This is a genomic window from Vibrio harveyi NBRC 15634 = ATCC 14126 = KCTC 12724 (assembly GCF_001591145.1).
Lineage (GTDB): Bacteria > Pseudomonadota > Gammaproteobacteria > Enterobacterales > Vibrionaceae > Vibrio > Vibrio harveyi.
In genome coordinates this window covers 24,069-50,462 of sequence record NZ_BCUF01000031.1, presented here as the reverse complement: position 1 = coordinate 50,462, position 26,394 = coordinate 24,069, and the positions used below count along the sequence as shown (strand labels likewise).

23 protein-coding genes are annotated in these 26,394 nt (G+C 43.0%); 19 read left to right on the top strand and 4 right to left on the bottom strand.

The genetic code is table 11. The annotated features are described in order from the left end of the window. Positions 1-248 precede the first annotated feature (248 nt). Positions 249-1,490 (top strand): NRAMP family divalent metal transporter, encoded by a 1,242-nt coding sequence (locus VHA02S_RS16315; protein WP_005452361.1) that lies wholly within the window; start codon positions 249-251, stop codon positions 1,488-1,490. Positions 1,491-1,539: 49 nt separating this feature from the next. Here VHA02S_RS16315 and VHA02S_RS16310 read toward each other — a convergent pair whose 3' ends face one another. Together VHA02S_RS16310 and clcA are read right to left on the bottom strand one after the other, a co-directional pair. Next, positions 1,540-2,505 carry a TDT family transporter gene (locus VHA02S_RS16310; RefSeq protein WP_086028774.1) on the bottom strand — a complete coding sequence of 322 codons (966 nt, stop codon included), beginning with the start codon at positions 2,503-2,505 and terminating at the stop codon, positions 1,540-1,542. Positions 2,506-2,737: 232 nt separating this feature from the next. Continuing rightward, a complete protein-coding gene (gene clcA, locus VHA02S_RS16305; RefSeq protein WP_009697296.1) occupies positions 2,738-4,144 on the bottom strand; it encodes a H(+)/Cl(-) exchange transporter ClcA in 1,407 nt (468 codons plus the stop codon). Between the two features lie 657 nt (positions 4,145-4,801). Here clcA and VHA02S_RS16300 point away from each other — a divergent pair. Further along, positions 4,802-5,362 carry a hypothetical protein gene (locus VHA02S_RS16300; RefSeq protein ID WP_005452356.1) on the top strand — a complete coding sequence of 187 codons (561 nt, stop codon included), beginning with the start codon at positions 4,802-4,804 and terminating at the stop codon, positions 5,360-5,362. A gap of 11 nt (positions 5,363-5,373) precedes the next feature. Here the strand turns inward: VHA02S_RS16300 and VHA02S_RS16295 are convergent, their stop codons facing one another. Continuing rightward, complete coding sequence (locus VHA02S_RS16295; protein WP_005452354.1) at positions 5,374-5,793, bottom strand: helix-turn-helix domain-containing protein; 420 nt, start codon at positions 5,791-5,793, stop codon at positions 5,374-5,376. Between the two features lie 96 nt (positions 5,794-5,889). Here VHA02S_RS16295 and VHA02S_RS16290 point away from each other — a divergent pair, with 96 nt between their 5' ends. The 10 genes from VHA02S_RS16290 to VHA02S_RS16245 all read left to right on the top strand — a co-directional run bounded on the left by VHA02S_RS16290 (position 5,890) and on the right by VHA02S_RS16245 (position 18,837). Continuing rightward, entirely contained in the window at positions 5,890-6,798 is a 909-nt protein-coding gene (locus tag VHA02S_RS16290) for an aldo/keto reductase (protein ID WP_005452353.1), read from the top strand. 361 nt (positions 6,799-7,159) lie between these two features. Beyond that, entirely contained in the window at positions 7,160-8,164 is a 1,005-nt protein-coding gene (locus tag VHA02S_RS16285) for a response regulator (RefSeq protein ID WP_009697299.1), read from the top strand. Further along, positions 8,164-8,604 (top strand): PAS domain-containing protein, encoded by a 441-nt coding sequence (locus VHA02S_RS16280; protein WP_005452351.1) that lies wholly within the window; start codon positions 8,164-8,166, stop codon positions 8,602-8,604. The genes VHA02S_RS16285 and VHA02S_RS16280 overlap by 1 nt, the downstream gene beginning before the upstream one ends. Before the next feature lie 90 nt (positions 8,605-8,694). After that, the gene (locus VHA02S_RS16275) at positions 8,695-10,230 is read left to right on the top strand and encodes an NAD(P)H-hydrate dehydratase (RefSeq protein ID WP_038897464.1); all 1,536 of its coding nucleotides are present in this window, start codon (positions 8,695-8,697) and stop codon (positions 10,228-10,230) included. 462 nt (positions 10,231-10,692) lie between these two features. After that, a complete protein-coding gene (locus VHA02S_RS16270) occupies positions 10,693-11,736 on the top strand; it encodes a GMP reductase (protein WP_005452348.1) in 1,044 nt (347 codons plus the stop codon). 738 nt (positions 11,737-12,474) lie between these two features. Further along, the gene (locus VHA02S_RS16265; protein ID WP_211260044.1) at positions 12,475-13,992 is read left to right on the top strand and encodes an AAA family ATPase; all 1,518 of its coding nucleotides are present in this window, start codon (positions 12,475-12,477) and stop codon (positions 13,990-13,992) included. Next, the gene (locus VHA02S_RS16260; RefSeq protein ID WP_038897461.1) at positions 13,985-15,532 is read left to right on the top strand and encodes a VWA domain-containing protein; all 1,548 of its coding nucleotides are present in this window, start codon (positions 13,985-13,987) and stop codon (positions 15,530-15,532) included. Before VHA02S_RS16265 ends, VHA02S_RS16260 begins: the two co-directional genes overlap by 8 nt. Before the next feature lie 161 nt (positions 15,533-15,693). Next, positions 15,694-16,230 carry a HEPN domain-containing protein gene (locus VHA02S_RS16255; RefSeq protein WP_038897460.1) on the top strand — a complete coding sequence of 179 codons (537 nt, stop codon included), beginning with the start codon at positions 15,694-15,696 and terminating at the stop codon, positions 16,228-16,230. Between the two features lie 644 nt (positions 16,231-16,874). Continuing rightward, positions 16,875-17,453, top strand: coding sequence for a hypothetical protein (locus VHA02S_RS16250; RefSeq protein ID WP_306305196.1), 579 nt, complete (start codon positions 16,875-16,877; stop codon positions 17,451-17,453). A gap of 334 nt (positions 17,454-17,787) precedes the next feature. Further along, the gene (locus VHA02S_RS16245) at positions 17,788-18,837 is read left to right on the top strand and encodes an alpha/beta hydrolase (RefSeq protein WP_005452346.1); all 1,050 of its coding nucleotides are present in this window, start codon (positions 17,788-17,790) and stop codon (positions 18,835-18,837) included. A gap of 190 nt (positions 18,838-19,027) precedes the next feature. Here VHA02S_RS16245 and VHA02S_RS16240 read toward each other — a convergent pair whose 3' ends face one another. Further along, on the bottom strand, positions 19,028-19,918 hold the full coding sequence (locus tag VHA02S_RS16240) for a LysR family transcriptional regulator (RefSeq protein ID WP_005452341.1): 891 nt from the start codon (positions 19,916-19,918) through the stop codon (positions 19,028-19,030). Between the two features lie 478 nt (positions 19,919-20,396). Here VHA02S_RS16240 and VHA02S_RS16235 point away from each other — a divergent pair, with 478 nt between their 5' ends. From VHA02S_RS16235 to VHA02S_RS16205, 7 genes are all read left to right on the top strand, one after another. Beyond that, a complete protein-coding gene (locus VHA02S_RS16235) occupies positions 20,397-20,603 on the top strand; it encodes a Flp family type IVb pilin (RefSeq protein ID WP_009702393.1) in 207 nt (68 codons plus the stop codon). Between the two features lie 152 nt (positions 20,604-20,755). Beyond that, a complete protein-coding gene (locus VHA02S_RS16230) occupies positions 20,756-21,193 on the top strand; it encodes an A24 family peptidase (protein ID WP_033001264.1) in 438 nt (145 codons plus the stop codon). Positions 21,194-21,214: 21 nt separating this feature from the next. Then, on the top strand, positions 21,215-22,039 hold the full coding sequence (gene cpaB / locus VHA02S_RS16225; protein ID WP_009697301.1) for a Flp pilus assembly protein CpaB: 825 nt from the start codon (positions 21,215-21,217) through the stop codon (positions 22,037-22,039). Further along, positions 22,039-23,409, top strand: a complete 1,371-nt coding sequence (locus tag VHA02S_RS16220) for a type II and III secretion system protein family protein (RefSeq protein ID WP_005452333.1) — start codon at positions 22,039-22,041, stop codon at positions 23,407-23,409. The genes cpaB and VHA02S_RS16220 overlap by 1 nt, the downstream gene beginning before the upstream one ends. Then, positions 23,406-23,882, top strand: coding sequence for a hypothetical protein (locus VHA02S_RS16215; protein WP_005452331.1), 477 nt, complete (start codon positions 23,406-23,408; stop codon positions 23,880-23,882). The genes VHA02S_RS16220 and VHA02S_RS16215 overlap by 4 nt, the downstream gene beginning before the upstream one ends. Before the next feature lie 2 nt (positions 23,883-23,884). After that, on the top strand, positions 23,885-25,126 hold the full coding sequence (locus tag VHA02S_RS16210; RefSeq protein ID WP_009697303.1) for a CpaE/TadZ family protein: 1,242 nt from the start codon (positions 23,885-23,887) through the stop codon (positions 25,124-25,126). Next, positions 25,123-26,394, top strand: coding sequence for a TadA family conjugal transfer-associated ATPase (locus VHA02S_RS16205; protein WP_005452328.1), 1,272 nt, complete (start codon positions 25,123-25,125; stop codon positions 26,392-26,394). Before VHA02S_RS16210 ends, VHA02S_RS16205 begins: the two co-directional genes overlap by 4 nt.

Here is a 26,394-nt window from a genome sequence, read left to right as displayed (position 1 = left end):
GTAAATGCCATCCTTTTTTGTATCTATCTGAAAGTCATAGATAAGATGGATTTGAGACGACAAAAATCATTTATCGAACTTCGTGTTGACAGTTATTTGAGTTGCCTTTAATATCCGCGCCCAGCAAACGGTTGCGAGGGTTTTCTCTCTTATTTGATTTGCTTATCTGATTCTTCAAGTTCAGCTGATCTCGGTCAGTTGTCTTTCTTTTTTCTAATAATAGAAAGGCAACAATATTGAGACTTGGCATGACCACACAAACTACCGTTCACTCTTCTATTCCGACTTCTGCACAAGCCTCGGAAAATAGCTGGCAAAAGAAAGCTATTCTTAGTGTCGCGTTCTTAATGGCGACTACTTCTGTTGGTCCTGGCTTTTTAACTCAGACAGCAGTCTTCACCAATATCTACAAAATTGACATGGCGTTTCCAGTCTTTGCATCCATGTTCATTACTTTCGGTATCGTGATGAACTTATGGCGCATTGTGGGTGTATCTGGCATGCGTATTCAAGACATTGCCAATAAAGTAGCTCCGGGCATGGGCTACGTGGTGGGTATTCTCCTTGCTCTTGGTGCGGTAGCGTTCAACTTTGGCAACGTGAGTGGAGCTGCACTTGGCATCAATGTGCTAACAGGGGTTGATACTACCTGGGGGGCTTTGTTTACCGGGGTTGTGGGATGCCTGCTGTTTGTGGTGCACAATGCATCTAAACGTATGGATCAGATGGCGCGCTATCTTGGTCTGTTTATGATCATTCTGATTGCTTACGTTGCAATGACCAGTTTGCCACCAATGGGTGAAACCATGAGCGCAGCGGTGATGCCGACAGATATTGGTAGCTTACTGCTCCCAACACTGACCATTGTGGGTGGTGCCGTCGGTGGTTACTATACGGGCGCACAACGCTTGGTTGATATCGGCTTACAAGGAAAAGACAAGGTTCCGGCGATTAAAACCGCGGCTTGGGCGGGCATTTCTATTGCAGTGGTGATTCGTATTCTGCTGTTCTTAGCCGTATTTGGTGTGATTGCGACAGGCGCAACGTTGGATTCTGCAAACCCGGCTGCTGATGCCTTCCGTCAAGGTGCTGGCGAAGTGGGTTACTTCATTTTTGGCTTGGTATTATTTGTCGCGTCGATTACCTCGGTTGTGGGGAACTCGTACATGGCCATCTCCCTGATCAAAACTCTATTCCCAATCGTGGCTCGTAACGAGAAAGTGTGGTGCGTTGGCTTTATCATTATCACATCACTTGGCACAGTGACCATGAACATGCCGATTCTACTTCTTATGCTTGCAGGTTTGGTTAACAGCATTATTTTGCCAATTGTACTAGGCATGATGTTGGTAGCGACACGCAGAAAAGATATTGTGGGTGACTACAAGCATCCGGTCTATTTAACCTTTACGGGAATTGCGATTGTGGTGGTAATGGCGGCATCAAGCATGACCAACATCAGCAATTTTGTGTCGAAGTTCATCGGGTAACGTTGCTCGTTGAAGACAAAAGAAAACGGCCTCACAATGAGGCCGTTTTTTATGTTTGTTTCGATGGTGTCCTAACAAGCTCTGGCCAGTACATTTTGACATAACCAGCAGACACCCAAACCACGAGCACGGTTGCGATGCTTAGTTCTAGAAATCCAAAATCGTGTAACCAATGCCAATGCGGGTGAGATTCCGCGAAGAATGTGGTGAGACGATGCATTGCAATCGCACTGATCACGGAAGGAAAGGTGACCGCTGCGATAGATGGTTGAAACTTCAAACGCATCAAACGGAAATAACACAGATAAATTAACAAGGTCATCGTAATGGCGATGCCTGCCAGTGCGCCCGTCAGGATCGGATCTGGTTGCGCAAAGTTGACTAGGTACGCAGCCAGAGAAAGATTCACAGGCGCAGCCATGATCGCGAGTGTTGGTCGTGCTCGACGCGGCAGAGAGCCAAAGAATACCAAGCGATACAACACCAAAGGCAACATGAAGAAGTAAATGCCGATACACATCATCGCCAAAGTTTCAGAAAACACGTTGTGTCCAAACTGAGAGCCAGCAAGAGAAGAGCTGATCAAGCCCACAGGATAAAGAAACCAGCTTGGCACTATGTTCGACATCTTGAAGTTCATGATTTGAAAACCAAAGAACAGCACCATCATCGTGAAATGCAGTAACACCGCCATAAACCACAGCGGGTAGGCAATGATTGGCGTTACCACGGCAAGATAGTCACACAGCATGAGTAACGCCATGCTCATTGGCGCCATTAAACTACCGCTCAGTGGGTGCTTGATGTCCGCCATAAACAGTCGAGGGCTGGTGGCGTATTTAAGTAGAACCGGGGTAAGAAGAAGAGCTCCGAGTGCAGCAAGAAATGGTCTTATTGGTTCTCCAATCTGTGGAATGTACAAAGCCCAAGCTTGTCCAAGCCCTATCATGCCTAGTGCTAACGCCGCTTGTGACGGCGGAACACTATAAAACTGCACAAGTCTTTTCCAGTTCAAAACGGCTCCAGAAATGGGTTAATTGCTCTAATTTAAGGCGCAAATACTAACAAGTTTAACGTCTTCTTACCTTTCATTATGATAGGTAAATTCCAGAGAATGGGAATTTTGTGAGTTTGGTAGGAGATTTATGTAGAGACTTGCAAAAAAGTAGAATTACTGGCTCCAAAAGAATCTTAATGGTGAAAGATAATTTGGAGCCGGTACACCCAAGTACCTTGGGTATATTAGGTTAAGCTTGGTTTTCAGGCAGATCTTGTTGACGTAGCTTGTCATTCTTAAGCGTACGATGTAACAACTGGCTGTAAATTGGTTGTCCACCAAGTAATTGCGCCACTATTACTGCGCCTAAGCTGGTAATAATAAGTGGTAGGATCAGGTAGTAGTTATTGGTCATCTCGATAACCAGTAAGATACCTGTGATTGGCGCACGTACTGTTGCGGCAAATAGAGCCCCCATGCCTGCAATTGCGAAGACACCTGGTTCGATAGTCAATGAAGGTAACAGCATGTCTGCACTTGCTCCAAATGCATAGCCAAACAATGTGCCCAAAGCCAGCATTGGAGCGAAGATACCACCAGGTGCACCAGAACCAAAACAAAGTAGGGTAGTGATCACACGACCAACGAACAGCATAACTAAAATAGAAATTGAGTAGTTGCCGTTGGTAATGTCTGGAATCAAGCCAATACCGCCGCCGGTTAGCTGAGGAACATAAAGCAGTAGCAAGCCAAACACACCGCCCAAAATAGTACCTGTGATCAAGTAACGTTTACGGTCGTTTTTATGTAGGGCAACAAAGCTGTCTTGCGCGATGGTGATTAGCTTATTGAAAATCACACCAAATACGCCAAACAAAGAACCGAGTAGCAAGAACAACCATAATGATTGTAATTCCGGTGATTGGTATTGCGGCATGGTGATTACCGCTTCTTGACCGTTAATCGCGCGAAACACAATGTTTGCCATGATCGCCGAAATGATCACTGCTCGAATAGAAATTAAAGAGTAGCGAAATTGAGGACGCATTTCCTCAACAACAAACATGATGCCTGCTAACGGTGCATTAAACGCCGCGGCTAAACCACCGGCTGCACCGGATGCTAATAGAGAGTGGCGAGTATCATCGTCTTTAATACGAAATATATCGGTAACCATGCGACCAACCGCGCCACCCATTTGTACAGTTGGACCTTCACGACCTAAAACCATACCTGAGCCAAGTGCGCCCATACCGCCAAAGAACTTCACCGGGATGACACGCCACCAACGTACCGGGCGAATATTGTCCATTGCACCTTCTATCTCAGGAATGCCGGAGCCAGAGGCTTCTGGTGCGAAACGGTGCACAAGGTAGTAACCGATGAATGCTAATGCACCACTGATTAAGATTGCGGCCAGCCACAAAGGCAGCACGCTACCGATTTCGCTTTTTAACCACTCAGTACGGGTTTCAGAAACAAAGTGAACAGCAATCTCAAAGTAAGTGCCGACAAGACCTGCTAGCGTACCAACGATGGCCGCCATAAAGAGGACGGAAAATGAAGTTGGCGTTGACCCTCGAGAGACAAACTGGTTAATCGCATCTTTAGGTACGTGCGCTAACACAGATTTCACAATTCTCTCGCGTTTGGTCATTAACAGATTCTCCTGACTACAGATTGGAAGGGACGGAAGAAATTATACGCTCAGGAGAGTCTAGACCTAATCAATAAAGATGCAATTTAGCTTTCCACTATTGAGCGGTTCAAGTGTCGATTGTCTAAATATTGATAAACTTTGTGCTATTGATCCCATATATGGCACTATTTTTTTATCGGTAAAACTTGTTTTCTGAGCAAAATGAACCATGCTTTAAGTGTAAAGCAACATGACTGCTTCAGAAGGAGGGATGTGAGGTTTTACACACAATTTGGATGGATTCAAACCCTACAGAAATTCCTCGTTATTTGTTCGGGATGCATCAATAGACTTCCCGATTCGCATACTCACGATTGAGTCACGAGGCAGAGGCGCACGCATAGGTGCGCCTTTTTAATGCCTATTATCTTCCCCGTTACTTATTTTAAATAACCGTATGAAGTGTTGATAATTCCATTTTGGTATGGCATTCTGTTTTCTCGTAATGGTTCTCGGCGTGATGGATTACGCGGTTTAGGCTTTATACAAAGATTGATGCGGGCTAGAAGGTCCGCTTTTTTGTGTCTGAAATTCGAGCTGAGTACTTGCTTATCTTAGGTATAGGGGCAAAGATAGCGTTTTCGATAACATCAAATTTAATCGTCAAGTAATACCATGTCGCGCTTTTCTCTTTGTTTGCTCATCTTCTCAGGGTTATTTTCTCAAACTACATCGGCTCAAGATCTATGGTGGCAGGCGATATTATCGAGTGCTCCTGTTGAACAAATTCAACAAGCGATAACGACAGGTGGAGCTTGGTATCGATGTGAGACACAAGATAGTACCGAAGCGTTTTGTTTGGATGATTTTCACTACTACCATCAGCATCTCTACGGAGAGTCAACAATAGAAGATCGTGAGGTCTATTTGTCTTTTCTTACCGAGTACCAACCCCAGAGTTTGAGCGAACTGATTTTAAATTTGAGGAAAGATGGGCTGGTGATGCAGAAGGTGGAGATTGATGGGCAACAATATGATATTTCTGAAGCGATGAGGCACGCCACGCCTGAAGAGGTAGATAAAGAGCTGATTGTCTTTATTAATCGCTATCCACAGCAAGCGCCACGTAGTATTGACTGGGTGTTAGCACAAGAGTTTGGCACGCCAACGCCAAGATTAAACGTCATGTTAAACAGCGATGGCGAGATGATTGAACTAAAGGTGATCCGTTTCTAAAGTGTTATGCTTTAGACGTCTGAAGCCTCAGTTTTGTTTTCGTGATGGAGAGCCAAAAATGTCGCCATCGCAGATTCATCCAAAAATCCATCCGACTTTTTATGCGCGCGTAGATACTGATAACCCGCAACCAATTTGCGGTGCTGCGCTTCTTCTTCCCCAGAAATTACACCATTCATGACATGTTGATAGGCGAGTTTGTAAGCCTCCATATCCACTACTTCGGCTTGGCGATATAAGTAACCACAACCCGTCGCTAGCCATTCTAGTGAGCAGTTTGCTCGCATCGCTATTTGGTTCGCTTTGGTTAAACTTGGCTCACTTCCTTTGAGATATTTCCTGATCAAAGCTTCAGATACATCGACGCGTCGAGCGAAGCCGCTGACGCTTTCTTCGCCTATAAGGGTGGCGAGTCGTTGGGCAAAAGACATATTTCGTACTCCAGTTCGAATTGCGAAAGTTTACCCGTTGAGCGAACGGTAAAACAAGACTAGGATGAAAGCAGATTAAGAAAAGGAGAGAAACCCATGGTTGCAAAAGTAGTGACTGCACCAAACGGTCCAGAGTTTTCTGAGCTGGTTCAAGGATATTGGCGTGCAGTAGATTGGGGCATGACAGCGCAAGAACGTTTGTCATTCCTAAAGCAACATATTGAGTTAGGTATTACGACTGTCGACCATGCTGACATCTACGGTAACTACGAATGTGAAGCGCTGTTTGGTGAAGCATTGGCGTTGGATAAAAGTGTTCGTGAGCAAATCCAGATCGTGACCAAATGCGACATTAACTTGTGTGGTGATAAAACACCTGAGCGTAAGATCAATCATTATGATACTAGTGCGGCGCATATCTACCAATCCGTCAACAACTCACTTGAGCGTTTAAATGTTGATGAGATTGACGTGCTCTTGATTCATCGTCCTGACGTTTTGATGGATGCAGATGAAGTGGCAGAAGCGTTTTCGGAGCTTCATAAAGTCGGTAAGGTGAAGCACTTTGGTGTTTCTAACTTCACACCTCGTCAATTTGAACTTTTGCAATCGCGCTTAAGCAAGCCACTTGTGACTAACCAAGTGGAAATCAACCCCCTTAACTTTGAAGTTGCACACGATGGTACGTTAGACCAGATGCAAACTTTACGAGTGCGCCCGATGGCATGGTCATGTCTAGGTGGTGGTTCAATCTTTACGGGTGATACAGAGCAAGCGGTTCGTGTTCGCAACGAGTTAGAAATGATTCGTGAAGAAGTCGGTGCGAACAGTATTGATGAAGTGATTTACGCTTGGGTTCGTCGTTTACCATCGAAGCCAATGCCTATTATTGGTTCGGGTAAGATTGAGCGAGTTCACTCAGCGGTTAATGCACTGAATATTGAATTGACGCGTGAGCAGTGGTACCGAGTTTGGGTCGCTTCAAAAGGTCACGGTGTGCCATAGAAAGACCGAAAAGTTTTATCTTCTTAGGCACTCTTGATATCCAAGTAACCACGCATTTCGAGGTTATAGGATATATTGGGTGCCTTTTTGCCTTCTAGATTATCTTTTTCATTCTAATTGCTAAGAGCAACCCTTTGCGTATCAGGCTTTGTCGAAGTTTTAATCACACTTGCGCAACATCACTAAATGTATAGGGAATTGCGTTTTTTATTGGTTCACTGGTTCACTCATCTATTCATATTGCGTATGCTAGTCCGGTAAACAAGAAATAATAAAAACTCCTCGTTAGTTTTCTCGTACTTTGTGCTGCGACAATCTGTTAGACTCCTGCGCAGATTGTTGAATATATAAAGGTGGTAGAATGTCTTTTCCTGTACTCATCTGTGATGACTCTGCGTTAGCACGCAAACAGATGGCAAGATCACTGCCGGCAACATTAAATGCAGACGTGACATTTGCCATTCATGGTAAAAACGCGCTAGAAGAACTAGCGCAGAAAGAATTTAAACTGATGTTTCTTGATTTGACCATGCCAGAGATGGATGGTTTTGAAACATTGGAAAACATGAAACGCTTAGGCATTCAAACCCCAGTTGTGGTCGTGTCTGGTGATATTCAACCCAAAGCAAAAGAGCGTGTATTTGCACTCGGTGCGAAAGCGTTTATTCAAAAGCCAATTGGTAAAGACGAGCTTAAAGCGACGTTAAAAGAGCTGATTGAGCCTAATGATCGTCCACAGGTCATCACTCCTACAACGATTGAGCTGCCTATTCTGCGTCGTCGTGATATTTACATGGAAGTGGCTAACGTGTCGATTGGTCGAGCGGCAGATGCCTTGGCGCGTCACTTTGATGTTTTTGTTCAGCTTCCACTTCCAAACGTAAATATCTTCGAAGTCAGTGAGCTTCATATGGCATTGAGAGATTTAGCATCTCATGACAACGTCTCAGGTGTTTGTCAGGGGTTTTGTGGAGAAGGCATTGCGGGCGAAGCACTGGTTATCCTAAGTGACTCAAGTGTCTCTGACTTGAAAAAGCTAATGAAGGTGCCAGCAGATAGCGAAGAGTTAGAAGAGCTCGAACTGCTGATGGATATCTCTAATATCTTGGTAGGCGCATTCTTGAATGGTTTAGGTGAGCAATCTGAGGTGCGATTCTTCCAGAGTTCTCCTGTATTGCTCGGGCAGCACATCTCTATCGATTCAATTATTGAATCAACCACGGGGGCATTTAGTCGAACCATGACATTTGAAGTGAGCTACAACATTGAAGGTACATCAATTCGTTGTGATCTTCTGTTTATGTTCGTTGACGAGTCGCTGCCTTTGCTAGACAACAAATTGTCATACCTAATGGAGGACTTCTAATGCTGAATCTACCTGCAGAATTTGAACAATTCCATTGGATGGTCGACATGGTTCAGAATGTCGACATGGGTTTGGTTGTGATCGATAAAGATTACAACGTACAAGTATGGAATGGGTTTATGACCCATCACAGTGGCTTGCAATCTCACGAGGCAATTGGTCGCTCCATTTTTGATATTTTCCCAGAGATCCCACAAGAGTGGTTCAAGCTAAAAACCAAGCCGGTTTATGATTTGGGCTGCCGAAGTTTTATTACTTGGCGTCAGCGTCCGTATTTGTTCCGCTGCCGTAACGTGCGTCCTGTGACACAACAAGCAGAGTTTATGTACCAGAACGTAACGCTGAACCCAATGCGTACACCTACAGGAAAAATCAATTCCTTGTTCTTGTCTATTCAAGATGCGACGGCTGAAGCGTTGATGTCTCAGCAACACAACTAAAGGTTGATTAAATAACGATATTAAAAGCCGAGGTTCGCCTCGGCTTTTTTGTATACTTAAATCGTGTCTTCAAATGCGCAGAATAATCATATGGACTTTAATCTCGCTCTCAAGCTCTACACCGCTGAACAAGTCAGAAATGGAGAAGTAATGGCAGCTCAATTGGCGGGGGTATCAATGTATAGCCTTATGCAACGCGCTGGAATGGCTGTGTATGAGCGTTTTCTTCATCTTTATCCCAGAGCACGAAATGTGTTGGTGGTGTGCGGTAAAGGCAATAATGGTGGTGATGGTTATGTGTTTGCCACTCTAGCAAAGCAGGCACAGCTGAATGTACGCGTGTTTCAGTTGGGTGACCCTTTAACCTTGAAAGGTGATGCTCTGAGAGCGTTCGAAGATTGGCAAGCTAGCGATGGAGAGAACAGTGCTTGGGATGATTGGCATAGTGCATTGTTAGAAGCTGATGTGATTATCGATGGCATGTTAGGGACAGGGTTAATGGGAGAAGTCAGAGCCGACTCTCGTCGCTATATAGAGCAAATCAATCAAGTCCATTGTCCTGTAATCGCTATTGATGTGCCATCGGGTCTAAGTGCTGATACTGGCGCCGTTTTGGGAGAGGCTATTCGTGCAGACCATACCGTGACATTTATTGGTGTAAAGCAAGGTTTGTGCACGGGGCAAGCAAGAGATTACGTTGGAGACCTGCATTTTTCCGGCTTAGGTGTGAACGTCGAGTTCGAGTCGATTGAAGAAGAAAGCGCGTTAGGTATTGATCATCAGATTATCGGTAGACTGCTACCGGAAAGGAAAGCCACTGCTCATAAAGGCGATAACGGGAAACTCCTCTGTGTAGGAGGTAATCAAGGTATGGCAGGCGCGATTCGATTGTGTGCTTCTGCCGCAGCGAGAACAGGGGCGGGTTTAACCGCAGCGATTACCTATCCAAGCTCGCTACTACCGTTACAAGTGGGAGCTCCAGAAATAATGAGTCGAGGCATTACACTTGATGAGCTCAAAGACACCGATAACGAGCTGGTTAAGCGTAGTCGTTGGGCTGATGTTCTCGTCTTTGGTCCTGGTTTTGGGCAAGATGAATGGGCACATCAGGCATATCAATTCTTATCTCAGAAAAACAAACTCAAAGTGGTGGACGCTGATGGACTAAACATCCTTGCTATGCTCAATCAGAGAAATGATGTCGTGTTTTTACGAGACGAGCAACGCGTTATGACACCGCACCCCGGAGAAGCTGCACGCTTGCTCCATGTTTCAACAAAAGAGGTAGAGCAGGACCGTTTTGCAGCGGCGAGGCAGCTTCATGAACGCTACGGTGGAGTTGTTGTACTCAAAGGCGCGGGCACTCTTATCTATGACGGTGTCAGAATGTATGTTTGTCTCGCGGGTAACCCTGGGATGGCGAGTGGGGGAATGGGAGACGTCTTGTCTGGTGTGATTGCTGCGCTACTTGCAAAAGGACTTCCTATTGCTGTGGCGGCTCGTTTAGGAGTGATACTTCATAGTCATGCAGCCGATATTAATGTCCAGCAAAGTGGTGAAGTTGGCTTGTTGGCGAGTGACGTTATCGAATCTCTTCGATGTGCCATCAACACACCAAAGAACTGAACAGAGCTTTTTTAGCTCATTCGCTTTCAAGAAGAGGCAAAAAAGTGATGTTGGGCATGAAAAATTTGAAGAAATATTTTTTGAAGAATCGCACTAACTGGGTTCGTTTGACGTTATTTTGAGCGTTTATGAGAAGTTAAACAGTAACCTACGATGAAAATGACGCAAAGGTTTGCGCAAAGGATAAAATAATCGAGCGTTTTAACTGTTTGATATTGTTAATTAAGTTGCGATTTTGGGAAGAGGGGAGGTGTTTTTGATATGCGATTTCCAAGATGGTATCACAAAAAAAAATCAAATATCAGACTTGTAGGAAATAAATCACAGCCTATAATGCTGAAAACCGGAGCGTCTGCCAACGCTCCGGTTTTTTTGTGTCCGAAGAACAGTGAACTCGTCTGCCAACGATTTCACTACGCACTCTGAGATGACACATATACTTATGAATCAAGGAATTACACAATGCGTATCGAACAAGAACTTAAGTTAGGTTTTAAAGATGTACTGTTTCGCCCGAAACGTTCTACCCTTAAGAGCCGTTCTCAAGTAAATTTAACCCGCGATTTTACATTCAAGCATAGTGGTCGTCAATGGTCTGGCGTACCAGTAATTGCGGCTAACATGGATTCGGTTGGTAGCTTTGCAATGGCTAAAGCGCTAGCAGAGCATGGTGTAATGACCGCTGTTCACAAACACTACACAGTTGAAGACTGGGCAGAGTTTGCGAAAACAGCAGACAAAACAACGCTAAACAACGTGATGGTGTCAACGGGCACGTCTGATGCAGACTTCCAAAAAACTAAAGACATCATGGCGATTTCTGATGAGTTCATCTTCATCTGTATCGACATCGCGAACGGCTACTCAGAGCATTTGGTGGAGTACGTACAACGTGTTCGTGCTGAATTCCCAGACAAGGTTATCTCTGCTGGTAACGTCGTAACTGGTGACATGTGTGAAGAGTTGATTCTTGCTGGTGCAGACATCGTGAAAGTAGGTATCGGTCCTGGTTCTGTATGTACAACTCGCGTCAAAACCGGTGTTGGTTACCCACAACTTTCTGCAATCATCGAATGTGGCGACGCAGCTCACGGTCTTGGCGGTATGATCATCGGTGATGGTGGCTGTTCATGTGCGGGTGATGTAGCGAAAGCATTCGGTGGCGGTGCTGATTTCGTCATGCTAGGTGGTATGCTTGCTGGTCACGAAGAGTCAGGCGGCGAAGTCATCGAGAAAGACGGCGAGAAGTTCATGAAGTTCTACGGTATGTCTTCTAAAAGCGCGATGGACAAGCACTCTGGAGGTGTTGCTGGCTACCGTGCAGCTGAAGGTAAAACCGTATTATTGCCATACCGTGGCAGTGTTCACGGCACTATCCAAGACATCCTTGGCGGTGTTCGCTCAACATGTACTTATGTAGGTGCAGCAAAGCTTAAAGAGCTAACCAAGCGAACTACGTTCATCCGCGTGCAAGAGCAAGAAAACAACGTATTCGGTAAAGAGTAAGTCGACTGAATATCGGAAATTGTTGAAACATCCATAAATTGATATTTACAGCCATATATTGATTTTTGGTACAGTCATAATTTGATATAGCCTCTTCATAGTCTAGGCTTGTGTAAGTTTACGACAAAATCGTGAAGAGGCAATATTATGTCTGCTCTACCTTCCCCTTCTATAGCCGCCCTGCTTGAACTTGAAACTGCGTTAACCATAGACTGATTAAGAATGGCGAGTATTGGACGTATCATTCCACAATGCCAATGCAGCCGACTAATATAAAATGCCCACAACGTGAGTCTCCGGTTTAAGAAGTTGTCTTTTGAAAGACTAGCTAGTATTTGAAAATAAAGAGCCGCTTTCCAGCGGCTCTTTTTTGTCTGAAATTTAGCAAGTGGCGATAGAGACGATAGATTAATGCTCTAAATACGGTTATTGGGAATCGCTTCAGACAGATAATCAGGTACGAAGTCTACATAGCGTATCGTTATGCTCATATCTGTGAGGCTTAGAATGTCCCTTTTCATTAGATATAAGTATTTGTTGTATCAATAAAGGCATTTAAATCTATAAATGCTGATGCATATCACCCAAAGAGAAAAATGGAAATGTCATAATAAAGGGAAATGACTATATAAAATAACAACATAGCCTAACTCTTATGTTGAATACCATTTCGACCACGAGGGCAATTGTGCTTATAAACATGTCTCGCTTTTCAGAATAACAAAAAAGGAATTTATTGTGACAACGACAGTATGTACAACAACGATGAACAGAAAAGACAAACTACAAACGCTAATGGCTCAGATGAGTGATGGATTATTAGAAAGGGAGCATCAAGTTCGACTAATGATGCTAGCCGCACTTTCCGGTGAGCATGTCTTACTCGTTGGGCCTCCAGGAACGGCTAAAAGTGAATTGGCAAAGCGACTGAAAAGTGTCTTTGTTGAGGCTAATTACTTTGAACGATTAGTGACACGTTTTTCTGTTCCAGAAGAGCTGTTTGGGCCGCTTTCGATCAAAGCGTTGGAAGAGGATCGTTATAACCGGCTTACTAGTGGGTACCTGCCTGAAGCATCTGTGGCGTTTATCGATGAAATCTTTAAAGCAAACAGTGCAATCTTAAACAGTCTTCTAACTTTGCTGAACGAACGCCAGTTTGATAACGGCAATCGAAGAGTCAATGTTCCTTTAATCTCTGTTGTAGCAGCAAGTAACGAGTTACCGGAAGGCGAAGAGCTCAGCGCTTTATACGATAGATTCATTCTGCGTTCTTATGTGTCGCCTGTGTCTACGGAGTCGTTTGACGCATTACTTTGTGGGGCATTAGAGGGGTTCGACCCAGAACTCAATGTACGTTTGAAGGTAGAAGATCTAAATGAGGTACAGCGCCTAGCTGAGAAAGTTGAGTTGACTTTAGCAACGATAGAAGCGTGTAAAGAGTTTCGTAATTACTTAGCGTCACAAGAGATTTACGTATCTGATCGACGTTGGCGAAAATTGGTGAAGCTGATGAAAGTGTCAGCTTTCACATCTGGCCTTAACGAAACAAGTATTTACGATACTTGGATTCTTCCTCATTGTTTATGGGAGCAGCCAGAGCAATTTGAGGGCCTTCAAGATCTTTACAAGCGCTTGGTGACAGTCGATGGAAAAACTCCACCATCACGCCTATTACAAGTTTTGAGTGTATGGGAAAGTAGGTTAACAGAAGAAAGCAGCCCGCATAAAAAAGATACTCAAGGAAAACTACTCTATATCGATTGTGATGGTAATGAAACGACTAAAAAGTCTAGTGAACGTCAAGCGAAGGATAAAAATGGTAGATTGCTCTTTAAAGACGCTTACGATGGAACTAAAACTACGAGCCACAATTACAATCGCAATCCCCCTTGGATGGAAAAAGTGGAGAACGATCCATTGATTGGTAGTGTGCGTTTTTCCAAGGCTCATATCGAGAGCCGAGTATTAAGCGTTCAAGAAATAGCAAGTAACATCGATCAATACATTGGTACCGTGAAGCAAGAATTACAGACAGTTGAACAATACTTTAATAACCACCTTTGGTTAGATTGTAACTTGTTACCCGGAATTGTCGACTCACTTAATGAGTCACTCAAACAGGCAGAAAAACTGTTAAATAGAGCTAATAAACTAGTAGATGGATTTAGTCGTTTGCCGTTGGAGGAAGACCCGCGTATTGAGATTGCAGCGTTAGTTTCTTCTGATAGTCCGTTGGGAGGAGAGTTGTGTGATTAAAGTACCGTATCAGATTCGCTCTCCCTTATTGAACTTGGATAGCCAATTAACATGCCTAGATAATGTGCCGGAGAAGTTTCTTCCGGCAGTTATTTCAAGTGCTAATGGTGAGTTAGTAGCGCGGTGCGAGTCCTTAGTGAATTCCAGAAATGAACTTCTACAAGGAGAAAGTCCAGCAAGTCTATTTCCCTTAACACCACAGCCACTTACCAATGTGATTTGCAAAGAGATAGAAGAGTCTGGATTAAGCCAATATTGCGCACAGAATGAAGAGGTCACTGATGCCTTGCTATCTGACATTCTCACGGCAATAGACCAGCTTCAATCTAAGGCATCGCCTATGATAAGTGACTTGATTAAGCAGCTAGAAGATGAAGCGTTAAATCAAATCAAGCAAGCTTTAGAGAAGAGAAAGAACAAGCGCAAACAAACTAAACCTATTTCTCTCACTAATGCGCAGCAAACAAGAATTGCCGAAACAGCCTCGGAGGAGATCTGGCAGCAACTGCTCTCTGAACGGGATGTTGATGGCATCTTGCCTGTTATATGGCAAGAGAGGGTAACGGTATGGGCTCAATTAGAAGAGGTATTTACTGAACTTGGGTTGATTACTGGTTTAGGCTTTGACTTATCAAAAGGCATTTTTCAAAGCCATGGTTGGCTAGATATTGTTCGGTTAAACAAGCTTGTTAAAAAGCTTCCCAAGTTACAAAGCTTGATTCGAGACTTAGGGCGTGAAGATCAAGCTGAAGGGGCTGTACTTGAAGAAATCGTCATCAAAATGAGTGTCGCGACTAGACATGAGAAGTATGTAGCAACACCTCTTGTTCCAATGGAGACTAAAGGCATTACTCGGTCAGATTCGATCTCTAGAATGTTACCCCAAGAAGCGTCACTGTTAACCAATCATGTGCTTAAAAAACTGTGGCATGCTAAGCGAGCCGAGCATTCTTTACTTTCTTACTCAGTGGAAGGGACCGAGGTGCTGGAAACAGTAGAGCAACTAGATCAAGAATCCGTTAGTGAAAAGCAGGGCAATAAAAGCAATAAGAACCGAGGTCCGATGGTGATTTGTTTGGATACTTCAGGCTCAATGAAGGGATTACCAGAAAACATTGCCAAAGCGACTGTTTTGGAATGCTTGAAAGCGGCCTACAAAGATCAACGGCGTTGCTACGTTTATCTCTTTGGAAGTAAGAAGGAGGTTAGTGAGCTTGATTTGACGTTAGATGCTTCGGGGTTTAATGACCTACTTAACTTCCTCACGATGTCTTTTGGAGGTGGTACAGATGCTGAAGGGCCACTCAACAAAGCGCTGGAAAAGTGTGATTCAGAAGAGTGGTATAAAGCAGATGTCTTGCTAGTGAGTGATGGCGAATTTCCAGTATCTTCAGGTCTGAGTAGGAAAATTAGCAACCGAAGAGAGAAGCAGGGACTGCAAGTCCATGGTATTCAAATCGGGAACTCTCGCTACACATCGATGAGTAAAATTTGTGACCCGATACATTACTTTTCAGAGTGGGTTGATTTAAAGCGCTAACCGTTCATTGGTGGTGCCAATCTGCTTTCAGCGCGATCAGTAGCCAAAAGTGACTAGCTTATTGAAGTAACTCAACTTTATTAAACCTAGTTGTCATTGATTTAGTCCTAAATATGGTAAATTCCACTTTATGCATATAGTCATGATAACTAGGACAAAGGATGTCAGAAGCGAAAGCCAACTTTGAGTACGCGATCTCAGACGCAGAGCAATTATTAGAGTGCTACGATCAGTTAAATGGATGTAGCTCCAACTCCCAACCTCCAGAGGTACTTAAGAGGGCTACTCTAATAATGACCCTTACTGCTTGGGAAACCTATGTAGAAGATATAGCTAAAGAGCTTGTTGATGCGAAGTATGGTGTCGTTAAGGGGTCCCAACTTGGGCGAATAGTAGAAAATCGGCTCGAAGAGCACCTTAAGTACTTTAACAGTCCGGGCTCTAGAAAAACGAAAGCATTATTTGAAGAATTTTTCGGTATTGATGTTACTGAAGCTTGGGTTTGGAACAATTTTCAAACAGCTGATGAAGCTAGAGCACAACTCAACAAATGGTTAAAAAAACGAGGAGAGGCAGTTCACCGCGCTCAAACTGATATAACTGAAGCTCACATCGTTAAGCGTGAAGAACTGAACAAGTGTATCCGATTCTTTAGAGAGTTGGTGAACGTGACTGATGCAAGGTTATCGGAACTGTAATGATTAGATCTTTTCTAATCTTAAGGTGGTTCTTTTGATGAGTCTTACTAGCTAGCTGGAAGTAACTTTCTTACTGTTGTAGTTTCGCTGAAATACTCGTTTCACAAAAATATCAATTTATGGTTGTTTTACGCGATATGAAGATATGGTTGTTTTTATTTAAGTGTATGATTTTAAATGATTCATTATTTTCATTTAATGGTTGTTTCAACAGAAATTTCTAATAGTTAAGAGCCGCTAGCTAATAGCGGCTCTTTTTTTGCGTAAATTGTGTTGTTAAACAAAGAAGTAACAGAACTGGTGGTTTGAAGATCATGCTGTCCAAGTTGATGTTGATAAAGAGACTAGAGAAGAGCATAACGACACGTTTTCGGGGGGAAGTGGTCAAAGTTGGTAACCTCACGAGATTGGTCCGACTAACGTGCATACTAGTTTTCATTATATGGGGGAGGTGAGCGCTAGGTGCATGGCAATGGAGATTCTAGTCCATGTATTTAGCAGTGAAACTTGGATTCACTCGAAATGTTCGAAGGGCATTCCAACTAAACAGGATTTCTAGGTTAACCTACTTCGGGTAAAAATCGAGTTAAAGAGCAGCGCATATTTCAAGATGCATTGGAAGCTAAGAATGAAATTTGGAAAAGATGATGACGGTTTATAGGATTACAGATAATTTAAATGATTTTCAGACGATATGTACGACTCCCGATGAAATCGCTATCCAGTTAGGTGATTTCGACTACTTTGTGAGGATCTTATCGCAGGCTACTGAAAATCAGTCTCTGAAAGATATCTGGAAGCCAGTAGAGCTAGAGTTTGAGGATGTTTTTGCCAACAATTCTGTGTTGCCTGATATTAGCTTATGGTTGCGAACATATCTTGTTTTATCCCCCAAAGCATTTGGAATTTTACATAGTTACCTATCCAAAAGCGGAGAGTTTTTACCCACTTACTACCAAGGCGAACAATGGCATTTATATACGTCGATGACATTTGGACAAGAAGACAGACAAAAGTGTGTCGAAAAGATCTCTTATGGAAGCATTGAAGGGTTAGATACTCTTGTTTTTATTGATGATGATGTCAAAGACAAAGCCGTATTTAAGTCGAGATTGGAAGGTGTGGCAAATTTATACTGTACCGATCATCTCAAGTCTTTATGCGAACAAAACCAGCTCGATGGCATCGTATTCTCTTCCGAGTTAACTGACTATTTTAATTGAGTTCTTTTCATCAAAATTTGGTTAGTGGTGAAACTTATAGTTTGCTCGCTGTTGCACCTCGACGCATTTATTGACTTCATTAAGATGAGGGGTGAGGGCGGCGGTTAGCACCTAACCAAACTTTCTCGCCATGCTTTAAGTTATCTCTCTAACTTATCAAGTCACACCTTACTTAGGGTCTTATGGTGACTACTTCTGTATATATCCTTATATTGTTGTTGAATAGCAACAGTGATTTGATTTAATTGCTATATATCAACACCAGTGCTTTTTCATAACATACCTCTGTTGCAACGGGGAACGTTGTAAACCTCAGAAATCAATGGAGTAAGATATGAAAACTACAAAGTTAATTGCCCTTTCATTAGTTGCTAGTGCTGTTTTAGGTACAACATCTGTAGCAGCAGAAACCTTCTTAGGGGCTGACTATCATGATGGTAAGAATAAAGTTGCTTTCCTTAGCGAAAATGTTCGTATTGCTGGCAATGTGTTTCTACCGCCAAATTATGATAAGAGCAAAAACTATCCAGCATTAGTGGTCATTACGCCAGCTAGCGGTGTGAAAGAGCAAACGGCAGGTATTTATGCCGAAAAAATGGCAAAGAAAGGTTACATTACCTTAGCTTTTGACCATCGTACTTATGGTGAAAGTGGCGGCTATCCACGTGGTATGGAAAATGCGCCAATGAAAGTTGAAGATATCAAAAATGCCATTACATTTTTGAGTCATTTCCCAGGTGTTGACTCTCAGCGTATCGGTGAACTGGGGATCTGTTCAGGTGCTGGTTACAGCTTGCAAGTTGCGATGCAGGATACCCGCTTAGATTCAGTCGCGACAGTTAGCGGTTTTGTTGACTTTACTGACTACGGCATGGGTGGTGCAACACAATATATGGACCAACTTACCGGTGATCCTGTTGAACAATATCGCCAACAAATTCAAATGGCTAGTGATGCGCGCCAGAAGTATTACGAAACCGGCGAGGTTGTGCTTGTTGATGGAATCCCATCGGCAGAAAAAGCCAAATCGATGAATGAGTTTTGGGTGCGTGCTGCAGATTACTATCGTAACCCTGCACGTGGCGGTGGTGCGGAAAACTACTCACCTATGCGCGCTGCAATGTCACTAGATACGCGCTATGCCTATAATCCATCAGAAAATATGGCATTACTGGGAGATACACCTTTTTTAGCCATTGTTGGTACAGAGGCGCTATCAGCATACTTCAGCGAAGTTGCAGTAAAACGTGGCAAAGATGCTGGTATTGACGCTGAATTGTTTAAGATTGAAGGTGCGCAACATTTCGACTTATATGATCAAACCAAGTATGTTGATCAAGCTGTCATTAAGCTTGATAAGTTCTTCTCGACAACGTTACTATAACTTACTTGATGCTTTTATAGAGGTGAGTGGACATCATGTTTGTAGATGATCATCAACGAATAAGAGAAGACAGTCTTTAGTAAAAATTAACTCTTTGTTTTTAAGAGATTAAAAAGATTAAGAGCCGCGATGAGCGGCTCTTTTTTATCCTGTTTTTAGAACAGCAGTTTGTACAATACGGTCGCTTTTACTACTGCGCTAAGTCAGCAATAAAAGTCTGTTTTTTGCTTACGCAAGTCTGCAGTTCACCTTTGATCCATTGATTAAACAAACCAAAGTCAGAATGCACCGGCCAGAAAAGGGAAGCGACAACTCTCTTGCCAAAAAAGTCGGGGTGGTCGGTAATGATCTTTAGCTTATTCTCTTTCATGTTCTTCTCAATAAGAAATTCTGGCAAAAATGCCATGCCTCTTTGAGCTTTGCATAAATCGAGAATCGTGCCTAAATCGTCCAATCTCCACAAGTTATATGAGGCAATGTTCGATAAGTTGAGCAACTCTTCGCATCCATCCATAAGAAGAACACGCTGAGAAGGGTTACTGGTCACTGAGGCTAAATCTTCATGTGCAACCCACCAACAGTTAACGTGAAACAATTCGTCAATGTTAAAGTCGTTGTTTGTTTTGTGGTATGGGTTCCCCAAGGCAAGATCTATTTTTCCCTCGTTGATGTAATTTCCCAAAATAAAGCTTGGCTTGGTGACTACTACCAAATCGACATTTGGAAAGGCTTCCGAGAAATCCAACAGTGTTTTTTTTACATCTTTATTGAATACCAATGGATCGATCCCGACACGGTAAACAATTTGTTCTGAAATATTCATTTGTATCGCTGTTGTAATCAATTCTCGGTACCTTGATACAACGGGTGCGGATAAATGAAATAGACGCTTCCCTTTCTCAGTCAACCAGACTTTTGAATTTTGCCTATTAAATAAATTGAAGCCTAAGTCTGACTCAAGATTCTGAACAGCAGTGCTAACAGTAGATTGGGATTTTCCAAGCTTACGAGCAGCGGAGCTAAATGAACCTTCCTCAACTACAGCTACGAACGAAACAATATTTTCGAATTGTAGTTTCATGATTCGACCAACCTTTTAAAAGCAAGCAAATTATAGGTTTTTGATTTGTAATTTGTATATTTGCAACACAATAGCGTGATGAAACTCGTATTTCAACTCGTTTTATAAAGCAAAATTAATTATTGGTGCTAAATTCAACGTAAGTATATTCCTACATTGCATAAACAATCATCACATTTATCTATCTTTTTGATAAAAATAATTTTTGAAAATAATAAAGTAATGACTCTATTGATGATCTATGTCTCACCGTGTGAATTAATTACCTTATAGCGAGTATTGTAAAGAATACTCGATATATGTCTGTAAGCTATTGTAATTTAAGTGCTTGTTGGTTCTTTGTGATTTTTTCAGCATAACTTGATGTACCGGTCTTTGCCAAATCTATCGATTCTATCGATAGGGGCTATTTTTCCATACCTTTTGGTATTCAATAGAATGGCAAAGCTTTTGTAAATCAACTTCATAGGAACTAAACATGATTACTAAACTGTACGTAAAAACAAGCCTGTTTTTGTCACAATTTAAAAACGACGAGCGCGGTGTAACTGCAATCGAATACGGTCTAATTGCTGTTGCAATGGCGGTATTGGTTACAACTGCAGTTGGTGATGGTGGCTTCATCGACAAACTAGAAAAAGCATTTACTCAGGTCGGTACTGCTATCGATACTGCGAGCAAATAAGCCAAGTAATTACCTTACTGGTTTATGTAGATAATATCGCTAGATATTTGTGCCAGACCTCTGTTTCTCATTGGTCTGGCTCAGTTAATTTAGAATATCTAATAAATGTTATTTGAAGCTAATCTCGATAAATTCAGGCAAGAGTCTTAATTTTGAGTCATGAATTGTATTTATTAGTATTGGCAATCGCGTGTTTGTATGTATCTATTACCGATTTTCTTCATCGTAAAATACAAAATAACGCTTTGCTTTTACTCCTCTTGTTGCAGAGTTTTCTTTCACCATTAGATCTTCAGATTACAACCTTTTTGCTGGTGCTAGGGATAGGGTTAATACTCTATGCTCTGATTTGGATTGGAGCTGGTGATATTAAATATGCCGCAGTGTTGTCACTGACAATCCCTCTCAATGACTTACCATGGGCCTATATTATGACGGCGTTTGCTGGTGGTTTTTTAGCGATTATTTATTTAGTTACTAGAAAATTAATAAGCAACACGTCGAGTAGCCAAGAAGGCCTTCCGTATGGGATAGCAATTAGTGTTGGATTTTATTTAATAATTTTAACTCAAAATACGCCACATATTTAAACCTCCAAGAATGGGCACATTATGAGATCTCGACTGGTTTTACTTGTTGCTATTGTTGCCTTGATCGTAGGCGCGCTTGGCGTTGTCGACTTGTTCAAGAGTCAACCTCAACCCGAAGCTGTCGCTGAAGTGGTCGATAACAAAGATGAACAGCATGTTGCTGTATGGATGACCACCGAAGCTTATGAAAAAGGACATGCGATTAGTGCACAAGGAGTTATCAAACAACAGCTCCCACTTAGTGAAGCACTAACGCTTGGCGTCAGAGAAGACGCACAAATCAGTTTTTCACCATCCGTTTTATTAAACCGAAGCCTAAATCCAGGCGATGTTGTGTTACCAGAGTACCAAGTTTCTCCCGGTCAACCAGGGTATATCGATCTACTGGTAACGGAAGGCATGACCTTGTATCCACTGAAAGTGAGTGATCAGAACTTAATCAAAGATTACATTCGTCCTGGCTCATATATCGACATTCTTACCGTGAGCTCTCCAAACGCTAATCTTGCTGAAAATATGGATAAGCCGAAGCGCTTTCGAGGTGTAAAAGCGTCCATGTTCTTAAAACATGTCAAAGTACTCAATATTGGTGATGGCGAGGGTGAAAACAGCAACATTACCGCTCGAACACCAAACAAAGAAGACGGTATGACGACGGTGGTTATCGAAGTGAAGCCAGATGAGTTGGCAAAACTAGCGTTGGCTCAACGAACTATGCATATCGAAATTTATCGAAGCCAAACCTATACGCAGCCGGAATACGCGGAAGTACGCAATGTTATCGACAATTATACCGGAATCGAAGAGTTACGCGGTAACGTTAATGATCCTAGAGAGGCTTTGTAATGATGATACACCATCGAATTAAGCAAGTACTGTGCGTTTCCTTTACCTCTCTTTTGATTGGCTTGCTTTCTATAACAAACACTTTTGCTGCTGACCGATCTATCACACTTAATGACGGTCAGCACATTCAATTAAAGATGCCGATTGGAAAGGTGTTTATCAGTAACCCTGATATCGCCGACTACAAAATCATTAATGACAATACGCTAGTGGTTTTTGCCAATGGCATTGGTCAGTCTCGCTTGATTGTCTATGGAACAGACGATGATGTGTTGCTTTCTGACCGCATCATCGTTGATTTGGATCTAAGCGAGGTTAGACGTCAACTCAAGTTCCATTTTCCTGATGCCAAAGTCAAGGTTCAATCGGTGGGCGAGCAAGTCGCAGTGAGTGGTGTTGTTGATTCTGAAGAAACTCGTGATGACATTTATCGCATGGTGGCAACCTTACTCGGACGAGAAAAAACCGAGAAGTGGGAGAAAGTCGAAAAGCTGGAGTTCAAATCTGACTATTCAGATTATGAAGAGCCAGAGAGCATGGTTTTCGCTCGCAATATGACTTGGAAAGGAATCATTGAACGCATTAAGGTTGCAACGACACAACAGGTAAACGTCAAAATCTCAGTCGCTCAAGTTAATGAATCTTTTAGTAAAACAGTTGGGGTCGATTGGAGTTCTATTGGTTCTAAAGCGGGTGAGTTCGTATTTGACCAATTTGATGCGGCAAACCTAAGTACCTTGATCACTGCATTGGGTGACGATCAGGTTGCAGAAGTCTTGGCGGAGCCAAACCTGACGGTACTTTCCGGTGAATCGGCGAGCTTCCTTGTCGGTGGCGAAGTGCCCGTTATTGTGTCGAACAACAACAACGTGAATATTTCGTTTAAAGAGTTTGGTATTAAGCTCGACCTTACAGCGAAAGTACTTAGTCAAGACAAAATCCGAATGCAGCTAGCGCCAGAAGTGAGCGAAGTAGAAAGCTACGTCGAAGCTGCAGGCATTAAAGTGCCACAGTTGTCGTCACGACGTGCAATGACAACCGTTGAACTGGCAGACGGAGACAGCTTCATCCTTGGCGGGTTAATGAGCAGTGCTGATTTAGAGAAAATGCAAAAGATTCCTTTCATTGGAGACATTCCTGTACTTGGTGCTGCATTTCGTAAAGCAACGACAGAAAGAAAGCGAACTGAGTTGATCATCGTGGCAACAGTAAACCTCGTGGAACCAATCAAACCGAAAGATATTCAGCTGCCACACATCAAGAAAACCTCAACGTTAGCGCGTTGGTTGAATATTGATTCTGACGGTAATTCTAACACGTCATCGGATGCGACGATTCGTCTGCTATCTGAAGGAGGGTTTATTCAATGAAGAAGCTAATACTTATTGCTTTATTGACATTGTCACTCTTTGGTTGCGCAACAGAGCGATATTTTGGCGGAAATGGCGCTGAAGCCGTGGTGTATAAAGAGCATCATAGCTTTGAGTTTGCAGTAAAGAATCGTGCAGAAACAGAAAAGCAGATTAAGCAACTGATTCAAAAAATCGAATCGATGGATAAAGAAGCCACTTACGTGATCGATTACAAATCCGCGCGCAGTAAAACGATGCTAAAGAAGACATTTGAGCAGTATCCGTCACACATTATTGCCCCGCAAAGAGTGGAATATCGTTATACGCCAGCTTTACCAAGTGATCTGAATATCCAAGTGACGTTAACGCGTTTGCAAACCCAGCAATGCTCGCCTGCACAGATTCAAGTTCAGTTAGGTGAACCAGACTGTTTTGTTGAATCGATGCGTCTTAAACAAGTGTCCTACAAGTCTAGATTGGTAGGAGAATAATAATGTTTGATTTAACTAAAGCGTTAACAACGAAAGCAAAACCGGCACAGTCTTCTACGACAGGTGTTGCTGGATGTACGTTGTTTTATCAATCACAAGAGTGTTTAAACCTTGTTCAGGAAGTGTTTCGATTCGAAGGTTGGAATGACCCAGAATGTGTAAGAGCTAACGCAGGCTTAACCAAGCTGACGGAACAACATAGCAGTCATATTGTTATCCTTGAACTGAACGAATCGAACAACGTCGTTGAAGATGCTAAGTCTTTCGCTAGCAAACTACCAACACACAAAGGTGTCGTGGTCATTGGTAAAGAAGATGCAATTTCGACGCTTCGTTCCCTCAAAGACATGGGCTTTTACTACGTCTTTTGGCCGGTGAACAAACAAGAGTTTGCAGACTTCTTAAACCATGTTAGTAAGAACTTGAAGACGTTCTCTGGTGTTAGCCAGAAGCGTAAGGCGAAGCGTGTAGCAGTGGTGGGTTCAAAAGGTGGTGTTGGTGCATCATTCATTACTACTGAATTGAGTTCGTTACTATCCACTCAAGGTTCCGATACCATTTTGGTTGATCACCAATACGCAGATACCAACATCGATGTTTTATTGGGACTGAAAGATTTTAAACCGCGCGGTATCGATGAGTTTACTGCTCCCTTGCATGAAATGGATGAAGAGGGAGCACTTAGCTACCTGTTTAACGCACGAAAAAATCTGCGTCTGTTGGCTATCGATGGCGACATGAGTCAAAGCGATATTCTCAACTATAACCAGACGCTCTGTGATCTTTTAGCTCGAAACACGAACTTCATTATTGAAGACTTCTCGGGCGGTGTGGACTTCAAAGTTGAACCTCAACTCTTGGTAGAAAACTTTGATGTGGTAGTGCTGGTTTTGGATGCGTCGGTTTCTTCCGTAAGAAGTGCTAAACGACTGTTTGAGAAAATTTCCAATTTACAGCTCACATTATCGTCCCGAACTCGTGTGATTACGTTGGTGAATTATCACCGTCCGGAAAACGCGTATGTATTACAACGTCCTGACCTTACCAAATACTTAGGTGCGGATGTTGACCTCGAAGTGGGGTACTGCAAGTCGTTGTCGCACATCATTATTGATGGCAAACGAGGTCATAAGCACGATCGTCATATTAACCGTTCTATGGAACTACTGGTCAAGCTGATTAATGGTCAACCTGTTGATCAAAAAGGCATGGGATCTTGGTTGAAGAGGGTGCGTGCTAAATGAGTTCGAATAAAGACTTATACCTCGCGTTTCGCGGGCAAATATTTGAAGCACTAGATGCTGAAGCGGTTCAGAAAATGAGCCGCCGAGACTTAGAGGCTCAAATCCAAGCCGCAGTTGATCTTCTTGCAAACAGCTACCAACGTCCGATCACTTCGATGATGAAGTCAGGCTTGGTGAAAAGCTTAATTGATGAACTGTTTGGCTTAGGTCCATTGCAGCCTTTGGTTGAAGATCAGTCTATCTCTGACATCATGGTAAATGGACCTAACAACATCTTTTTTGAAAGACACGGTAAAGTCCAAAAGTCAGAGGTGTCTTTTGTCAACGAAGAGCAGTTGTTAGCAATTGCTAAACGCATTGCTTCGCGTGTTGGACGACGTGTTGATGAACTGTCTCCAACGGTTGATGCCAGACTTGAAGATGGCAGCCGTGTGAATATCGTTATCCCACCCATTGCGTTGGATGGGACCTCGATTTCAATACGTAAATTCAGAGAGCAGAACATCGGCTTTGAAGATTTGATTGGTTTTGGTTCTATGTCTCCTGACATGGCGAGAGTGCTGATGATTGCGTCTCGTTGTCGAATGAATGTGCTGATTTCTGGCGGTACGGGCTCAGGTAAGACGACGCTGCTTAACGCATTGTCTCAATACATCGCTGAAGATGAGCGTATTGTCACCATAGAGGATGCGGCGGAATTACGCTTGCAACAACCTAACTTGGTTCGATTGGAAACGCGAACTTCGAGCGTTGAGCAGACTGGGGCAGTGACGCAGCGTGATTTGGTGATTAACGCACTTCGTATGCGTCCAGACCGAATCATTCTTGGTGAGTGTCGTGGCTCTGAAGCGTTTGAAATGTTGCAGGCCATGAACACGGGACACGATGGTTCTATGTCTACACTGCACGCCAACACACCGAGAGATGCGATTGCGCGTGTGGAATCGATGGTCATGATGGCGAACTTAAACCAGCCGCTTGATGCGATTCGAAGAACCATCGTCAGCGCTGTGCAAATGATTGTCCAAGTCAACCGACTGCGCGATGGGTCTCGTAAGATCACCAGTATCTCTGAAATCGTCGGTTTGGAAGGCGATAGTGTGGTGATGGAAGAGATCTACCGTTTCCGTTATGACGATGCACATTTTGGAGAAACCGTTAAAGGTGACTTCGTAACCAGCGGCATCATGCAACGATCTGAGCTTGTAAAGAAAGCCCAATTCTTCGGGCTGTATGACGAGCTGATGGCATCGTTTAAGGGGATATAA

Excerpts from the sequence above, each read along its gene's own strand:
- VHA02S_RS16315 (WP_005452361.1), top strand. The coding sequence starts at position 249 with ATGACCACACAAACTACCGTTCACTCTTCTATTCCGACTTCTGCACAA.
- clcA (WP_009697296.1), bottom strand. The coding sequence starts at position 4,144 with ATGACCAAACGCGAGAGAATTGTGAAATCTGTGTTAGCGCACGTACCT.
- VHA02S_RS16300 (WP_005452356.1), top strand. The coding sequence starts at position 4,802 with ATGTCGCGCTTTTCTCTTTGTTTGCTCATCTTCTCAGGGTTATTTTCT.
- VHA02S_RS16295 (WP_005452354.1), bottom strand. The coding sequence starts at position 5,793 with ATGTCTTTTGCCCAACGACTCGCCACCCTTATAGGCGAAGAAAGCGTC.
- VHA02S_RS16290 (WP_005452353.1), top strand. The coding sequence starts at position 5,890 with ATGGTTGCAAAAGTAGTGACTGCACCAAACGGTCCAGAGTTTTCTGAG.
- VHA02S_RS16285 (WP_009697299.1), top strand. The coding sequence starts at position 7,160 with ATGTCTTTTCCTGTACTCATCTGTGATGACTCTGCGTTAGCACGCAAA.
- VHA02S_RS16280 (WP_005452351.1), top strand. The coding sequence starts at position 8,164 with ATGCTGAATCTACCTGCAGAATTTGAACAATTCCATTGGATGGTCGAC.
- VHA02S_RS16275 (WP_038897464.1), top strand. The coding sequence starts at position 8,695 with ATGGACTTTAATCTCGCTCTCAAGCTCTACACCGCTGAACAAGTCAGA.
- VHA02S_RS16270 (WP_005452348.1), top strand. The coding sequence starts at position 10,693 with ATGCGTATCGAACAAGAACTTAAGTTAGGTTTTAAAGATGTACTGTTT.
- VHA02S_RS16255 (WP_038897460.1), top strand. The coding sequence starts at position 15,694 with ATGTCAGAAGCGAAAGCCAACTTTGAGTACGCGATCTCAGACGCAGAG.
- VHA02S_RS16250 (WP_306305196.1), top strand. The coding sequence starts at position 16,875 with ATGATGACGGTTTATAGGATTACAGATAATTTAAATGATTTTCAGACG.
- VHA02S_RS16245 (WP_005452346.1), top strand. The coding sequence starts at position 17,788 with ATGAAAACTACAAAGTTAATTGCCCTTTCATTAGTTGCTAGTGCTGTT.
- VHA02S_RS16240 (WP_005452341.1), bottom strand. The coding sequence starts at position 19,918 with ATGAAACTACAATTCGAAAATATTGTTTCGTTCGTAGCTGTAGTTGAG.
- VHA02S_RS16235 (WP_009702393.1), top strand. The coding sequence starts at position 20,397 with ATGATTACTAAACTGTACGTAAAAACAAGCCTGTTTTTGTCACAATTT.
- cpaB (WP_009697301.1), top strand. The coding sequence starts at position 21,215 with ATGAGATCTCGACTGGTTTTACTTGTTGCTATTGTTGCCTTGATCGTA.
- VHA02S_RS16220 (WP_005452333.1), top strand. The coding sequence starts at position 22,039 with ATGATGATACACCATCGAATTAAGCAAGTACTGTGCGTTTCCTTTACC.
- VHA02S_RS16215 (WP_005452331.1), top strand. The coding sequence starts at position 23,406 with ATGAAGAAGCTAATACTTATTGCTTTATTGACATTGTCACTCTTTGGT.
- VHA02S_RS16210 (WP_009697303.1), top strand. The coding sequence starts at position 23,885 with ATGTTTGATTTAACTAAAGCGTTAACAACGAAAGCAAAACCGGCACAG.
- VHA02S_RS16205 (WP_005452328.1), top strand. The coding sequence starts at position 25,123 with ATGAGTTCGAATAAAGACTTATACCTCGCGTTTCGCGGGCAAATATTT.